The sequence below is a fragment of the Parafrankia sp. FMc2 genome (genome assembly GCF_041008525.1).
Classification (GTDB): domain Bacteria; phylum Actinomycetota; class Actinomycetes; order Frankiales; family Frankiaceae; genus Parafrankia.
The window spans coordinates 1-11,648 of record NZ_JBFLUG010000181.1; the positions used below are offsets into that span (position 1 = coordinate 1).

At 72.1% G+C, this 11,648-nt stretch carries 21 protein-coding genes; 6 read left to right on the forward strand and 15 right to left on the reverse strand.

Annotation, left to right across the window (positions count from 1 at the left end):
• The first annotated feature begins 378 nt into the window (after positions 1 to 378).
• The 3 genes from AB1460_RS32575 (at position 379) to AB1460_RS32585 (ending at position 1,373) form a co-directional block, all read left to right on the forward strand.
• The gene (locus AB1460_RS32575) at positions 379 to 726 is read left to right on the forward strand and encodes a hypothetical protein (RefSeq protein ID WP_368965999.1); all 348 of its coding nucleotides are present in this window, start codon (positions 379 to 381) and stop codon (positions 724 to 726) included.
• Entirely contained in the window at positions 723 to 998 is a 276-nt protein-coding gene (locus AB1460_RS32580) for a hypothetical protein (protein WP_368966001.1), read from the forward strand. Before AB1460_RS32575 ends, AB1460_RS32580 begins: the two co-directional genes overlap by 4 nt.
• Before the next feature lie 240 nt (positions 999 to 1,238).
• Positions 1,239 to 1,373 carry a hypothetical protein gene (locus AB1460_RS32585; protein WP_368966002.1) on the forward strand — a complete coding sequence of 45 codons (135 nt, stop codon included), beginning with the start codon at positions 1,239 to 1,241 and terminating at the stop codon, positions 1,371 to 1,373.
• Between the two features lie 15 nt (positions 1,374 to 1,388).
• On the opposite strand, the gene AB1460_RS32590 is transcribed toward AB1460_RS32585, so the two are convergent.
• Both AB1460_RS32590 and AB1460_RS32595 read right to left on the reverse strand, forming a co-directional pair.
• A complete protein-coding gene (locus tag AB1460_RS32590; protein ID WP_368966004.1) occupies positions 1,389 to 1,862 on the reverse strand; it encodes a hypothetical protein in 474 nt (157 codons plus the stop codon).
• 126 nt (positions 1,863 to 1,988) lie between these two features.
• Entirely contained in the window at positions 1,989 to 2,132 is a 144-nt protein-coding gene (locus AB1460_RS32595) for a hypothetical protein (protein WP_368966006.1), read from the reverse strand.
• A gap of 266 nt (positions 2,133 to 2,398) precedes the next feature.
• On the opposite strand from AB1460_RS32595, the gene AB1460_RS32600 reads away from it, so the two are divergent.
• Together AB1460_RS32600 and AB1460_RS32605 are read left to right on the forward strand one after the other, a co-directional pair.
• Positions 2,399 to 4,063, forward strand: a complete 1,665-nt coding sequence (locus AB1460_RS32600) for a protein kinase domain-containing protein (RefSeq protein ID WP_368966008.1) — start codon at positions 2,399 to 2,401, stop codon at positions 4,061 to 4,063.
• A gap of 542 nt (positions 4,064 to 4,605) precedes the next feature.
• Complete coding sequence (locus AB1460_RS32605) at positions 4,606 to 5,004, forward strand: hypothetical protein (RefSeq protein WP_368966010.1); 399 nt, start codon at positions 4,606 to 4,608, stop codon at positions 5,002 to 5,004.
• Between the two features lie 34 nt (positions 5,005 to 5,038).
• Here AB1460_RS32605 and AB1460_RS32610 read toward each other — a convergent pair whose 3' ends face one another.
• The 13 genes from AB1460_RS32610 to AB1460_RS32670 form a co-directional block, all read right to left on the reverse strand.
• On the reverse strand, positions 5,039 to 5,623 hold the full coding sequence (locus AB1460_RS32610) for a hypothetical protein (RefSeq protein WP_368966012.1): 585 nt from the start codon (positions 5,621 to 5,623) through the stop codon (positions 5,039 to 5,041).
• Entirely contained in the window at positions 5,620 to 6,006 is a 387-nt protein-coding gene (locus tag AB1460_RS32615; RefSeq protein ID WP_368966014.1) for an RNase adapter RapZ, read from the reverse strand. The genes AB1460_RS32610 and AB1460_RS32615 overlap by 4 nt, the downstream gene beginning before the upstream one ends.
• 26 nt (positions 6,007 to 6,032) lie before the next feature.
• Positions 6,033 to 6,641, reverse strand: coding sequence for a hypothetical protein (locus tag AB1460_RS32620; protein ID WP_368966016.1), 609 nt, complete (start codon positions 6,639 to 6,641; stop codon positions 6,033 to 6,035).
• Positions 6,638 to 6,835 carry a hypothetical protein gene (locus tag AB1460_RS32625; RefSeq protein ID WP_368966018.1) on the reverse strand — a complete coding sequence of 66 codons (198 nt, stop codon included), beginning with the start codon at positions 6,833 to 6,835 and terminating at the stop codon, positions 6,638 to 6,640. The genes AB1460_RS32620 and AB1460_RS32625 overlap by 4 nt, the downstream gene beginning before the upstream one ends.
• Positions 6,836 to 6,854: 19 nt before the next feature.
• Positions 6,855 to 7,781, reverse strand: coding sequence for an NUDIX domain-containing protein (locus tag AB1460_RS32630; RefSeq protein WP_368966020.1), 927 nt, complete (start codon positions 7,779 to 7,781; stop codon positions 6,855 to 6,857).
• A complete protein-coding gene (locus tag AB1460_RS32635; protein WP_368966021.1) occupies positions 7,778 to 8,521 on the reverse strand; it encodes a hypothetical protein in 744 nt (247 codons plus the stop codon). The genes AB1460_RS32630 and AB1460_RS32635 overlap by 4 nt, the downstream gene beginning before the upstream one ends.
• The gene (locus AB1460_RS32640) at positions 8,518 to 8,640 is read right to left on the reverse strand and encodes a hypothetical protein (RefSeq protein ID WP_368966022.1); all 123 of its coding nucleotides are present in this window, start codon (positions 8,638 to 8,640) and stop codon (positions 8,518 to 8,520) included. Before AB1460_RS32640 ends, AB1460_RS32635 begins: the two co-directional genes overlap by 4 nt.
• A gap of 65 nt (positions 8,641 to 8,705) precedes the next feature.
• Positions 8,706 to 8,918, reverse strand: a complete 213-nt coding sequence (locus tag AB1460_RS32645; RefSeq protein ID WP_368966024.1) for a hypothetical protein — start codon at positions 8,916 to 8,918, stop codon at positions 8,706 to 8,708.
• On the reverse strand, positions 8,915 to 9,097 hold the full coding sequence (locus AB1460_RS32650) for a hypothetical protein (RefSeq protein WP_368966025.1): 183 nt from the start codon (positions 9,095 to 9,097) through the stop codon (positions 8,915 to 8,917). Before AB1460_RS32650 ends, AB1460_RS32645 begins: the two co-directional genes overlap by 4 nt.
• On the reverse strand, positions 9,094 to 9,390 hold the full coding sequence (locus tag AB1460_RS32655) for a hypothetical protein (protein ID WP_368966027.1): 297 nt from the start codon (positions 9,388 to 9,390) through the stop codon (positions 9,094 to 9,096). Before AB1460_RS32655 ends, AB1460_RS32650 begins: the two co-directional genes overlap by 4 nt.
• Complete coding sequence (locus AB1460_RS32660; RefSeq protein WP_368966029.1) at positions 9,387 to 10,334, reverse strand: ImmA/IrrE family metallo-endopeptidase; 948 nt, start codon at positions 10,332 to 10,334, stop codon at positions 9,387 to 9,389. The genes AB1460_RS32655 and AB1460_RS32660 overlap by 4 nt, the downstream gene beginning before the upstream one ends.
• Positions 10,331 to 10,537, reverse strand: coding sequence for a hypothetical protein (locus AB1460_RS32665; RefSeq protein WP_368966031.1), 207 nt, complete (start codon positions 10,535 to 10,537; stop codon positions 10,331 to 10,333). Before AB1460_RS32665 ends, AB1460_RS32660 begins: the two co-directional genes overlap by 4 nt.
• Positions 10,538 to 10,609: 72 nt before the next feature.
• Positions 10,610 to 11,245 (reverse strand): hypothetical protein, encoded by a 636-nt coding sequence (locus AB1460_RS32670; RefSeq protein WP_368966032.1) that lies wholly within the window; start codon positions 11,243 to 11,245, stop codon positions 10,610 to 10,612.
• A gap of 137 nt (positions 11,246 to 11,382) precedes the next feature.
• On the opposite strand from AB1460_RS32670, the gene AB1460_RS32675 reads away from it, so the two are divergent.
• Positions 11,383 to 11,648 (forward strand): helix-turn-helix transcriptional regulator (locus tag AB1460_RS32675; protein WP_368966033.1); only part of this gene is annotated, 266 nt, incomplete at its 3' end.

Consider the following 11,648-nt stretch of genomic DNA (forward strand, 5'->3'; position numbering starts at 1 on the left):
TTGTAGGCAGTGTTGTGTGTTAGTCGGTCTGAAGACGACGTGCGATTGCCACTCTGGTGCCGTGGCGTCGGAGAGGTGTATAAGAGGCAGCCCACACCGTCCGGCCGCCCCCCACCGCCGCGCTCGGCCGGCGCGTGCCGCCGGCACGGCCGGGAGGAAGATCCGTCCGACATTTCGGCCGGGAGAGATCCGTCTGGAGATCCGTCGCCGGGGCGCTCTTGCCCTTGCCCACCAGGGAATTCGTCCTTCTCGTCGCTACGACAAGAAGGCGGCGGGCAGACCTCTGGCCACGATTCAAGATTTTGTCGCGCAGCGTAGTCGTACCGTCGTCTGTAGTCTGTAGCCTTTCAGCTGGACCCGACCCCCCGGAGGTGTGCCGTGCCGACCACGCAGCGCGCCCGTCCCGCGCTCGCCCGCGCGGTGGCGCTGGCCGAGGAGATCGACGCCGCGGGTGGCCTGCCGGCGCTGCCGTGGGGCGACCCTCGGCGCCGCCGGTTCATCTACGCGGTGGTGCGGCTGGCGGGGCTGGAGCGGCCCCCGGAGGGCCTGCGGTACACCTACACGGGGGCCTCCCACGTCGCCCGCTACGAGGCCGCCGCGCTGGCGACGTACGCGGAGATGATCCGCCGCCGGGCGATGCGCGACGCGGTGGCCCGGGTCCAGCGCGTGCTCGACATCGAGGCTGCCGCCGCCGCGCGGGCTGCCGATGACGGCAGCCCGTCGTGAGCGCGCGGCTGGGTGACGGGGCGCTGGGGCGGGGGGACCGGGTGCGCCGGGTGACCGACCTCGGTGAGATGGCCGCGCGGTACGGCACGGCGACGGTGGAGCGGCGGAAGAAGCTCGGCCGGACGGGCCTGCGGTTCTGGTGCCAGATCGAGCTGGACACCGACCGGCCGGACGGCACCGGGGCGGACGAGGAGTGGATTCCCGAGCACCACCTGGTGCTGGTGCGCAGGGCCGGCGAGCGGGTGATCGTGGGCGGGCGTGGGTCCGCGTGAGGCGGGCGTGGCCGCCTTCCTCTCCTCGCTGCCGTTCGTGAGGCGACCTCGAGGTCGCGTGAGGTGCCTGTGGATCCGGCTCCTCTCGGGCTCGCGGGCACCGGCGTGTGTGGGACAGGGCGTGACCTCGCGGCGCGGCGCGCGTGGGCGTGGACCGCGCGTGTGGGCGCGTGGGGCCGACCGGCGTGGGCGCTGCCGCTCCGCGTGTGCGTGGGCGTGCGTGGATCGGCCCGTGTGATCGTGAGCGGGCGCGTGTGCGTGACGGCCGAGGCCGAGCTGGCCCCGGGGGACGCGCTGCGGACGCTGGCGGAGGTGCTGCGTGGGCAGGTGGAGGGCGGGGCGCTGACCCGCCGGCTGCATTCGGGTGGCCGCTGAGGTCGGGCGCGGGTGCTACCGGATCAGCAGGCGTACGGACCGCTGCGGGTCGGAGTGGTCCGCGTTCTGGTGCCAGACGATCTCCACATACTCGGTCCTGGTCCCATAGGTCTTGATCAGGAAGAGCATCTGCTCTTCCTCCGCCTTGAACTCGTCGAAGTCTGTCGCCTGGCCGCCACCGCCCAGATCGCCCGTGTCGACATGCACTGCGTACGCCGAGTCGGTGCCCGAGTTTCGGAGGATGTACCGACCGCTGTTCTGTTCGCCGACGGGGACCAGCTCGAACCGCACGCGCCGCCGTTCGGCCTCGGCGACCTCTTCGGCCCGCCGGGCCTGCTCGATGCGCACTGTCTCCGCCGCGGCGTCCGCAGCGCGTCTGGCCTCCGCCGCGGCGAGGTCGGCCGCGCGCTTCTGTCCGCGTCCGTACCAGGCCGAGAAGGCGGCGACCACGACTGCGAGACAGGCAACGACGAACGCCGCGATCACCACGGCGCAAACCTACCGTTGGTCGCATCGGAGGCGAATCCGGGGCGCCTCGACATGCGCGCCGCGACGTTCGCGTAGCGCCGGTCTTCCTGGGCTACCTGGCATCGGCGTGCCCGGCCGGTGTCGACCTCAAGGTGGACCCGCGAGGTAGAGCTGGAGGCTGGCGTGGCGGAACTCCCACACCGCGCCGGCCTGGCGCAGGACGCCGCGGGCGTGTGCGTCCTCGTGGAACGCGACGAGGTGGGGGCGTGTGGCGGAAGGCTGCGAGCCCAAGGCGCCGACAAATTTGCTGGGTAGCGACCCGTGGGGGCGGGTGTTGTTGGTGGGCTTGGGGCGCGAGGTTCGGTCGGGGCGGGACCCGGAAGCGGGACAGGCATAACAGCCGGGTGATCGCTGACGCCACAACAGATGTCCGGCTGGCGACAACCCCTTCGGACCGACAACCTGATCGATCCGGTTCTGTCACACTATGCACCCGATAGGTAGCCGCCCGCCGCTCGTCCTCGTGTACACCGATGCCATCCGAAAGGGAGCCGTCCGTGGAACGTCCGCTCGGCAGCAGATACGTGATGGAGACCCTGCTCGGCCGAGGCGGCATGGGCGAGGTGTGGGGCGGACGCTCGACGGACGGCGAGCCGTTCGCCTTCAAACTGCTCCAGCCCGCGCTGACCCGGGAGCCCGATGTCGTACGCCGGTTCCACGACGAGTACCAGGTCCTGGAGACGCTGCGCTCGCCGTTCGTCGTCCGGGTCCGAGACCTGGTCGTGGAGGGCGAGACCATCGCGATCGTCATGGACCTCGTCAACGGTCCGGACCTTCGCGCCTACCTGCAGAGTCGCGGTACCCTCCCGCCAGCCGAGGCGGTACGACTCACCTGCGAGATCCTCACCGGCCTAGCCGCCGCGCATGAATTGCCACGACAGGTGATCCACCGCGATCTGAAACCCGAGAACGTGCTGCTCTCGCCGGAGGCGGACGGTACCTGGCGAGCGATGGTCACCGACTTCGGAATCGCCAAGATCGCCAACAGGTCGACGAGCCTGACCGGCACGGCGGCCGTGTTCGGCACACCGCGATACATCGCGCCCGAGATCGTGACCCGCGGCCAGCGCGCCGCCGCCCCCACCGCCGACATCTACTCGGCCGGTGTGTTGCTCTACGAACTGCTCTGCGGGTTGACACCGTTCGCCGATTTCCCCCAGCAGGTCGCGTTGTTCGCACCGACCCACTCCGCACCCGGCCGGCCCGATGGGCTGCCCGACCCGCTGTGGACCGTGCTGGCTACGATGCTCGCCCAGGACCCGGCCAGCCGTCCCGCAACTGCCCGAATCGCCGCGCAATACCTCGCTGATCTGCTCCCGTCACTGGCTGGCGTCGCCGCGCTACCGCTGCTGGACGCTCCCCCCGAGCCCATCCGGCTGGACACGGCTGGCACGACGCAGCATCTCGACCCGAGTGGGGGCCGGCCGGGCCCCATGAGCCCGACTCCGCCGAGCCACCAGCCGGTCCACTCGCCGCCGTCCCGCATGTCGCGTACCCCCATCATCGCCACGGCCGCGCTCCTCGTGCTGCTCCTTGCCGCCTGGGGACTGGTCACCGCGCTAGACGGGGGCGGCGACGATCAGGGTGGGAGTACATCCGTCGAACTGACCAGCCAGCCACCCGCGGATCCACCGGCCAGCGGCACTCCCACCACGTCGGTTCTGACAGATTCCCCCGCCTCGTCGGTGCCGACCGACTCCGCCGCCACGTCCAGTCCTACCGGGTCCGCCTCGGCACGGCCGCAGACAGGGCCAGAGTCTCGCGCGCTAGCGGGCCTGACGCCTATCACAGGAGGCTCTGCTCTGACTGATGCCCGTGAGGCAGCAGTCAATGGAGAAACCCTTTCCAATTCACTTATTGTTGATACCTTCTATGTAAATGCAAGTATTGCTACATCCATCGAATACAATCTCGGTAGGGACTATGTCCGACTGCAGCTCACCCTCGGAGTTGGGGACACCTCGCCGAGCGGCATGCAATGCCAGTTCGAAATCATCGCCGACGGTACCCAGCGTGAGTTCCAGATCGTCTCGCTCGGCGAGACCCGCAAAGTAGACATCGACGTCACCGACGTGCTGCGACTCGGCTTGCAAGCCACCGCTATCAACTGGGACGGTGGGACCTGCGTCTTCGGCTCCGCGTTCATCACACCTGAGTCGTGATGTCTCCGACCCCAGCGCATCCGCCATCCCGTCCGGCTACTGGTAGCGAAGCTTGTCAACGAGCTGGTCGACGAGTCCGGCTTTCAATGCTGAGTCGGGCTTCTCTCCGCCACCGGATGAGACGAACATCAGGGCGGTTGCCGGAGATGGGGTGATTACGTAGTCCGCGGCAGAGAGGGGGCCCGTTGCGCGGGCGACCACCTCCGGTGGTGGGATGTCGTCATCGCTGCACGCCACGCAGGTGACGAGGATCAGTACGCCTAGTACGGCACACTATGGGCGCGGGTCATGGTGGAGCTGACGAGGCGCAAGGTCTCTCCTGGGCGATCGCCGGAAGCGGGGGCCGTGCGAGTATCTCTCAGCGTGACCAAATGGGTGCGTATCCGGCAGATCCGAACGGGAGGTGTCAGATTTCTGGCGCCGCGTGACTTTCTGCGGCGCGGGACCGCAGAAACTACATCGCTGTGACTTCATGGTCGCCGTGGCCGGGCGTAGTCCTTACGATCGAGGGGACACCGCCGCCGCCCCGGAGGGTGACCGCCATGCCGAAGCCTGCGTCTCCGCCCCGGTCCGAGGCTCCGCGTGGTCGCGCGCGGTTCGCGGTGGACGAGTCCGCCGGGCCGCTGGGTGCGGAGGCACTCCAGGACGCGCGGGACTGCGCCGCCTTCGACCGGTACATGACCGCGCTCCTGACGGCGCCGGTCGAGTCGCTGACGTCGGCGCAGCGTCGTCAGCGCGCGGAGGTGGAGCTGCTGACGCCACCGAACCCGGGGGTTGACGCGGCGCTCGAGAAGCTGCGGGCGGCGAGGCCGACGCCGCCACCGCGGCCCTCCCCGGTGGTGCTGGCGATGTTGGCGGCGTGGCAGCAGGAGATGGTGCTGGACGTGGCCACGTCGGGCGCGGCCTCGGCGACACCGACGACCCAGCGCCCGGCGGGTTGATCGCGGCGGCTCGCCGGGCGCCGCTGTCCGGCACTCACTCGCTGCGACGTCGATCTCGGGCGCGGCCCGCCATGCTCCAGCGGATGACCTCGGCCGTGAAGGCGAGGATGAGCGCGGTCTCGGCAGCGGCGAGAGCTGTGAGGCCGTCGAGCGGGGCCAGGATCCAGTAGGCCGCCAGGGCGGCGAGGCTGGCGCCGGAGAACGCGATCAGGTCGACCGCGACGTGGCCAACCTTGCCCAGCCACCGGTCGACGCCACTGCGCCGGACGGACTCCCAGCCGAAGGCGAGCGAACCGTCGGGCAGGTGCTGGCCGAGCCGCCCGCCAAGGTCTCGCCGTAGGTAGGCGCGGATCTGCACGATCTTCTTGTCGTTGGACAGGTACGTCCAGCCGAGGACGGCCGCCACAGCGGGCAGTGCCAGCAGGATCTGCAAGGGCCCGCCGGCCCCGATGGCGCCCGCAACGACGGCGGCGTAGGCGGCCAGCGTGGCGTAGAGCAGGTTGTCTCGGGTGCCGATGCGGGCGAGCTGTTCGGCCTTCAGCGCCTGGTACTCGGCGAGCATCAGCTCGACGTCGAGACCGACGGCCTCGTGGCGTTCCCGTGGGGCGAGGCTCGTCACCGGTCCACCTCGCGGGTCGGCCGTTCGACGACGGGCTTGCCGAGGTCGCGGTGGAGCAGGTCCACCTCGCCACCAGCGGCACGCAGCCCGTCGGCGATCATCTCGGCGCCGACCGGGCCGCGGTGCCGGCCGCCGGCGCAGAAGCTCGTGATCGTGACCTCGTCCCCGTCCAGTGCGAGGGCGCGGGTGACGGTCTCGTCCACGAGGTCCGTCACGCCGGGGGTTCCGCGGACCGCGTCCTGGACCTCGGGATCCAGGGCAGTGAGGTAGCGCAGGGTCGCGGCGGCGTGCGGATCCCGGTAGGGGCGCAGGTCGACTTCGACGTCCGGCTCGCCGGGATCGCCGTGCAGGTAACCGCCGGAGACGATGCGGTAGCGGGTCATGGTTCCTCCTGGGTGCAGGTAGGTGCTCAGATCAGGTCGTCGATGTCGGAGCCGGTCAGCCGGCCCTCGCGGTACAGGGCGTCCGCGACCCGGTGGACGGCGGGCCAGTCCCGGTCCAGCTCCGCCTCGGCGGCGTCTCCCAGGTCGGCCCACTCGTATCCGCCGGCCACCCCGGGCTGGCCGTAGGTCAGAACGACAGGCGCGGGCAGGTCCGCGCAGGCCTGCGCGAGGGTGACCTGGTCGTTGCCTGTGGACAGCTCGTTGGCCCACAGCCGGCCAGGGGTGGCCAGCCCTTCCTGGCGTAGCCAGCGGTTGGCGGCCCGCCCCCCTGCGGCGCAGGTGGCGCCGAAGTCCTGCCACGGGACGTCGAACGGCCCGTAGCGGCAGACACCGACGAGCGGAAGGCCGTTGCCGTCGGTGATGCTGACGTCGACCGCGACCTCCTCGACGGGCAGGCCGCGGTGGTGTGCCACGACGACGTGGCCGGCCTCGTGGGTGGCCGCGTGCCGCCGCAGGGCGTCGTCGTCGAGGTCGAGCAGGTCGCGCACGTTCTTGCCGTCGCCGCCCGAGGGCGGCGGCTGCTCCGTGTGGACGGGCACGCCCGAGACGAACACGCGATACCAGCGCCGGCTCACGGCAGCTCGGCCGCGGCGAACGCGGCGACGGCCACGCGGGCCAGGTCGGCACCGCGGACGGTGCCGATGACGATCGGGTCGGCGCTGGGGTGCTGGCGGGTGAGCAGCCAGTCGGTCTCGCGGACGAGGCCGGGGGCGGCCTGGACGGCGGCGTAGATGGTGCCGTCCTCGCTGGTCTTCGGCGGTACGAGCATCGGGGCCTCCAGGCGGGGTTCAGGCGTTGGGTACGAGCGCGAGCAGCGCCTCGTGGGCGGCGTAGAGCTGTTCGCCGGCGGCGGTGACCGCGGCGCGCAGGGTGTCTAGGTTGGGGAAGGGCCACCAGCGGGCGTCGGTGGCGTCGCTGCCCGCGGTTGGCTCGATCTCGTCCATCGCGATCAGCGCGACGGTCGAGGCGATCCAGGCCCAGTCGGTGTTGCGCGGGTCGTCGACAACGCGGCGGTCGAGGAGGCTCACAGCGAACCCGCCGTAGCCGAGGCCGGTCTCCTCGCGCAGCTCGCGGATGAGCGCGACGTTGGCGGTCTCTCCGGGGTCGACCATCCTGCCGGGGATGGCCCAGTGCCCGCAGTCGCCCCGGCGGATGAGCAGCACGCGCCGGTCCGCGCCGGCTCCCGCGACCACGATCGGGTCGGCGGCGGCGTTCTCGCCCCAGGCGCCGAGGTTGCGGCCGATGCGCCCGGTGGGGCCGGCGGGGTTGACCGGCCGCCCGTCGACGACCTCGAACGGAACGGTGGCGCGGGCCTGGCGCTCGGGCCAGTCGGTGATCTCGCGAGGGTCGAGCGTGGTGTCGCGCACCCAGCCCTCGCGGACGCTGGCGGCGATGCCCTCGCCGCGCAGCTCGGGCGGGGTGATGTCGACGCGCTGCCCGTCGGCAATGGAGGTGACCAGTTCGGCTGTGGCGGTCCAGGTCGTGCACCAGTCGCCGCTCATTGCCGAGCCGTGCAGGAATCCGCGATGGAAGCGCAGGTACCCCGTGGTGGGGTGCTCCTTGAACCAGACCTCCACCAGATCGCCGTAGCCGGCGATGTCCAGGTTCACCGTGCCATCGATGTCGCGGCAGTCCGACTCGCGGACCCGATAGCCCAGCGAGCGGGCCAGGGCGGTGGCACGCTCGACGCTGGCGCGCGGGTTGCGGGTGCTCACGGGAGGAGCTTTCGGGGCTGGCGGTTGGCGTACGCCCACTCTCGATCCCAGCAGAAGAACCTCCCCGGGTCCTGCTGCCTCGGGCCCGGATTCAGGACGCAATCCGGGCGCCTGTGCAGGAGAGCGGGAACCTCCCGCCCATCCACCCAGGGGTTGCGGCCGTCGTATTTGACGACCTCTTCTCCTGCATTGACCGTGTCGCCGCAGGAGATGCACCTGTCAGTGCCACCCCAGAGCAGCATCGAGATCTGCCGCCCCTCGGCCGGATGCGCATCGGCGGCGAAACCCAGCTCCGGGGTGGTGTCCCACTCCGAGTACATGGTCAGTAGATCGGGGTAGACCGCGACGTCCGGGTAGCGGGACCGGTCGAGGTTGCCGGCAGGGTCCGCGACGAGGGCGACGATCCGGGCGTGCTGGGCGCGGTAACCGGTCGCCTTCGGCCCGTCGCACATCCGGCCCCACATCTGGACTACGCCGACAGCCACGTTGGCGGCTGGCGCGGCGGTCCAGTGGTTGGTGAGGTCGGGGTCGACCGGCCTCTTCCAGGCGTAGATGCCACACGTGCAGCGCGGCGACGGTATCGGCGCCCTGTGTCGCCGTTCGCGGCACTTGGCGGTGATCGTGCTGGACGCCCAGCAGCGGTCCCGAGGCTGGGGGTCGTGCGTGATGTCGACATTGGCGGGAGTGAGGATCCCGAGGCCGGGCGCGACGTTCCACGCCCGGTAGGCGATGACGCTCACGCTGGCACCGGCTCACGCTGAGGCGCGGGGGTGGTCACCGGCTCGGCGGGGATGGGGATCTCCCACGGGTCCTCGGCGGGTTCGTCCCACCACTTGTCAGGCGTTCCGATGTCGGCCATGTCGATCTTCCCTTTCTGGTGGACTCTTTCCCTGGTGGCCGGGGGAACGGCCCCCGGAGGGGTGATCACTGGTCCTCGATCTCCTGGGTGAGGTCGGCGGCGACCCAGCGGGCGCCGCGCCCGGACAGCGGCTCAATGAGGAGCTGGGCGGTGCCGTAGGAGACACGGGCGCCGTGCACCTTCACGCCCGCGAGCACCTTGCCGGTGGTGATGGAGGTGGCCGGGACGAGCCAGAGCCGGTCGGTGCCGATGAGGGCTCGGGCCTCGGCGAGGGTCACGGCGCGCCCACCTGGTCCGGCACGTGGACGTACGCGGACATCGCGCCGCCGTGGTGGTCGTCGTCGTGGGTGCCGGCCGCGTCGAGGCCGGCGAAGAGGTCGTCGACCTCCAGGGGCCCGAAGTCGGGGCAGGTGGGGCAGTGGACGGTGAGCTGGACGTCGGCGGGCGGGGTGGTCACGGTCGGTGCTCCTTCTCGGTGCTGGCGCGGCGGTGCTTGCCCGCGGCGTGCAGGCGGACGCGGAACCCTGCGTCGGTCAGCGCTGTCTCGACCGCGGCGAGCCGGACCGGGGAGGCGGCGACGAGGGTGGACCCGTCGTCGCGGGCGGCCTCCAGGCGGAAGTCCGCTCCGGCCTCGTCGAGGTTGGCGGGCTCGTCGTCCTGACCCGAGCCGGCGAGGTTGCCGGCGAAGGGCAGCCCGAGCAGCGCGACGCCGAACGCGCCGCGCCGGCTCGGGCCGCCGGTGGTGCTCACGACTCGTCGCCGGAGTCGCCGTGCCCCGGCCGCGGGACGCCCAGCGCGGTCAGGATCTGGTCGGCGGTGGCGAGCACCTTCTCGGCCGAGGCCTTCACCGCGGCGACGTCCCCGGCCCAGCCCGCCACGTACGGCACGGAGTAGGCGCCGGAGTCCAGGCCGACCACCGACGCGACCACGCACGCCACGGACTCGGCCTCGACCTCGCGGACGTGGCCGGGCATGGCCGCGGTGTGCTCCAGCAGGACGTGCGCCAGCTCGTGGGCGAGGGTCTTCGCGGCCTGGGCGGGGTCGACGTCCTCGCGGACCCGCACCACGCGCTCGACGGGGTCGGTGTGGCCGTTGGCGGTGCCGCAGTCCCCGCGCTCCAGCGCGTAGCCGGCGGCGGCCACCTGCTTGGCGAGCCCGTCCCACAGTCCGGCCGGGGCATCGCCGCGCAGCAGCTCGGGGGTCTCCAGTGCCTCGTCGACCGTGGGTGGCTCGACGAGCTGGGAGCGGTCGAACACCGAGACGAGGATGAACCGCGGGCCACTGCGGACCGGCGTGCCGGGCGGGGCGGCCTCGGGGGTCTCGGGGGCGACCTGCTCGCCCTCGGCCTTGGCCGCACCCGCGCCGCGCCGTCCGGCGGGCGCCCAGATGCGGATGCCGGCCTCGCCCTTGCGGATGAGGCACTCGGCGGTGTTCCAGTCGCGCAGCGAGCGGACGTCGGTGGCGTCCGGCCGCTGCATGAGGATCATGAGCTGGTTGCCGGCGCTGTACCGGCGCAGCCACTGCCGCGACTCGATCAGGCGCTTCCAGCCCTCGGAGGTCAGCAGGCTCTCGACCCCGGCGGCGAGCTGCGCGCGGGCGGTCTCGATGCGCTCGGCGCGCTCCTCGGGGGTGAGGGTGGGCCGGGCGCGGCGGGTGCCCTTGCGGGCAGTGGTCTTGCGGGCGGCGGTGGTCATCGCGGGCCCTTGGTGGCGGCAGGGGTGAAGCCGCGGCGGCGGCGGTAGCCGGCGAGGCCCCGTCGGCGCGCTCCGGCGCGGCGCGGCGGGATCGAGCGCCAGTCCTCGACGTCCGCGAGGACGTCCGGGTCGGCGGTGAGGCCGCGCGGCAGGGTGGCGACGAGATGTCCGGTGTCGGGAGCGGTGTCGGTGGTGGTGGTCACCGGTGTGCCTTTCGGGTGGTGGGGGTGCTGGTGGGGCGCCGCCCGGTCAGCGACCAGGCGGCGCGGGCGGAGTCAGGCGGACTTACGGGCGGCGATCAGCTCGGCGACGTAGCTGCCGGCGTCGGCGGCGTTCTCCAGGGCGGCGATGGCCTTGTGGTCGCGGGCGGCCCAGGCGGTGCGGTAGGCGGCGATGGTCTCGGCCCGCTCGTCGCGCTGGCCGTTGTCGATCACCGTGACGTCGGCGCTCCAGCCGCCGTCGGTGCGCACCGCGTAGGCGCGGACCGTGGTGATGTGGCTGCCGAGCAGCTCGGCGCGGGCCGGGGCCAGCGCGCGGCCGAGGTAGTAGCCCTTCTTGGCGTTGGTGGCCCGGCGGCGGTCCTTGTCCTCGGCCTGCGAGGGGTTGAACCAGCCGATGCCCCGGCCGTTCGCGTCGAGCAGCCGCCACACCCGGCGGGTCCGTCCGCGGAACTCCTGCTCGACCTGCCGGGCCGGGACGAGGTTGCCGTCGAGGTCGAACAGGGCGGGGAAGTCCCAGACCCCGCCGCGCTCGATGATCGCGGCCTCCAGGCGCTTCTCGTCGGCGAGAAGGCCGGAGGAGCGCTGGGTGAGGGCGCCGTCCGCACCGCACCGCTGGCGGGACTCGAACGCGGCGGTGTCGAGCGCGTCGGCCTGGTTGCGGAGTTCCTGGGCGGTGGTGGCGGCGGTCATCTGGTGCTCCCCTCGGCCCCCCTGTGGGGCATGGGTCAATACTACAACGCAGCGTTGCAGTTATCCCGGGAATCGTCGGGCGAGGCTGTGGCATAGGTCACACAACTCTGCGTTGCGATTGCTGGAACGATGGGGCGATGACCGCGATCCCCGAGCCCGCCCACGAGGAGGCCGACCCGCTGCTCACCACGGCCGAGGTGGCCGCCCTGCTGGGCGTGGGCCCGCCGACCTGGCGCGGGTACGTCTCGCGCGGCACCGCGCCGGCCCCCGACGATCCCGACCTCGGCCGCCCGCCGGCCCGCCGCACCCCGCGCTGGCGGCGCTCCACGGTCGAGGCGTGGGCCGCCACCCGCCGCACCCCCGGGGGCACGGGGGGCGGGGTCCTCGGCAAGGCGGCACAGCA

Coding starts and splice junctions, on each gene's coding strand:
- AB1460_RS32605 (WP_368966010.1), top strand. CDS start 4,606: ATGCCGAAGCCTGCGTCTCCGCCCCGGTCCGAGGCTCCGCGTGGTCGC.
- AB1460_RS32615 (WP_368966014.1), bottom strand. CDS start 6,006: ATGACCCGCTACCGCATCGTCTCCGGCGGTTACCTGCACGGCGATCCC.
- AB1460_RS32670 (WP_368966032.1), bottom strand. CDS start 11,245: ATGACCGCCGCCACCACCGCCCAGGAACTCCGCAACCAGGCCGACGCG.
- AB1460_RS32640 (WP_368966022.1), bottom strand. CDS start 8,640: ATGGCCGACATCGGAACGCCTGACAAGTGGTGGGACGAACCCGCCGAG.
- AB1460_RS32625 (WP_368966018.1), bottom strand. CDS start 6,835: ATGCTCGTACCGCCGAAGACCAGCGAGGACGGCACCATCTACGCCGCC.
- AB1460_RS32660 (WP_368966029.1), bottom strand. CDS start 10,334: ATGACCACCGCCGCCCGCAAGACCACTGCCCGCAAGGGCACCCGCCGC.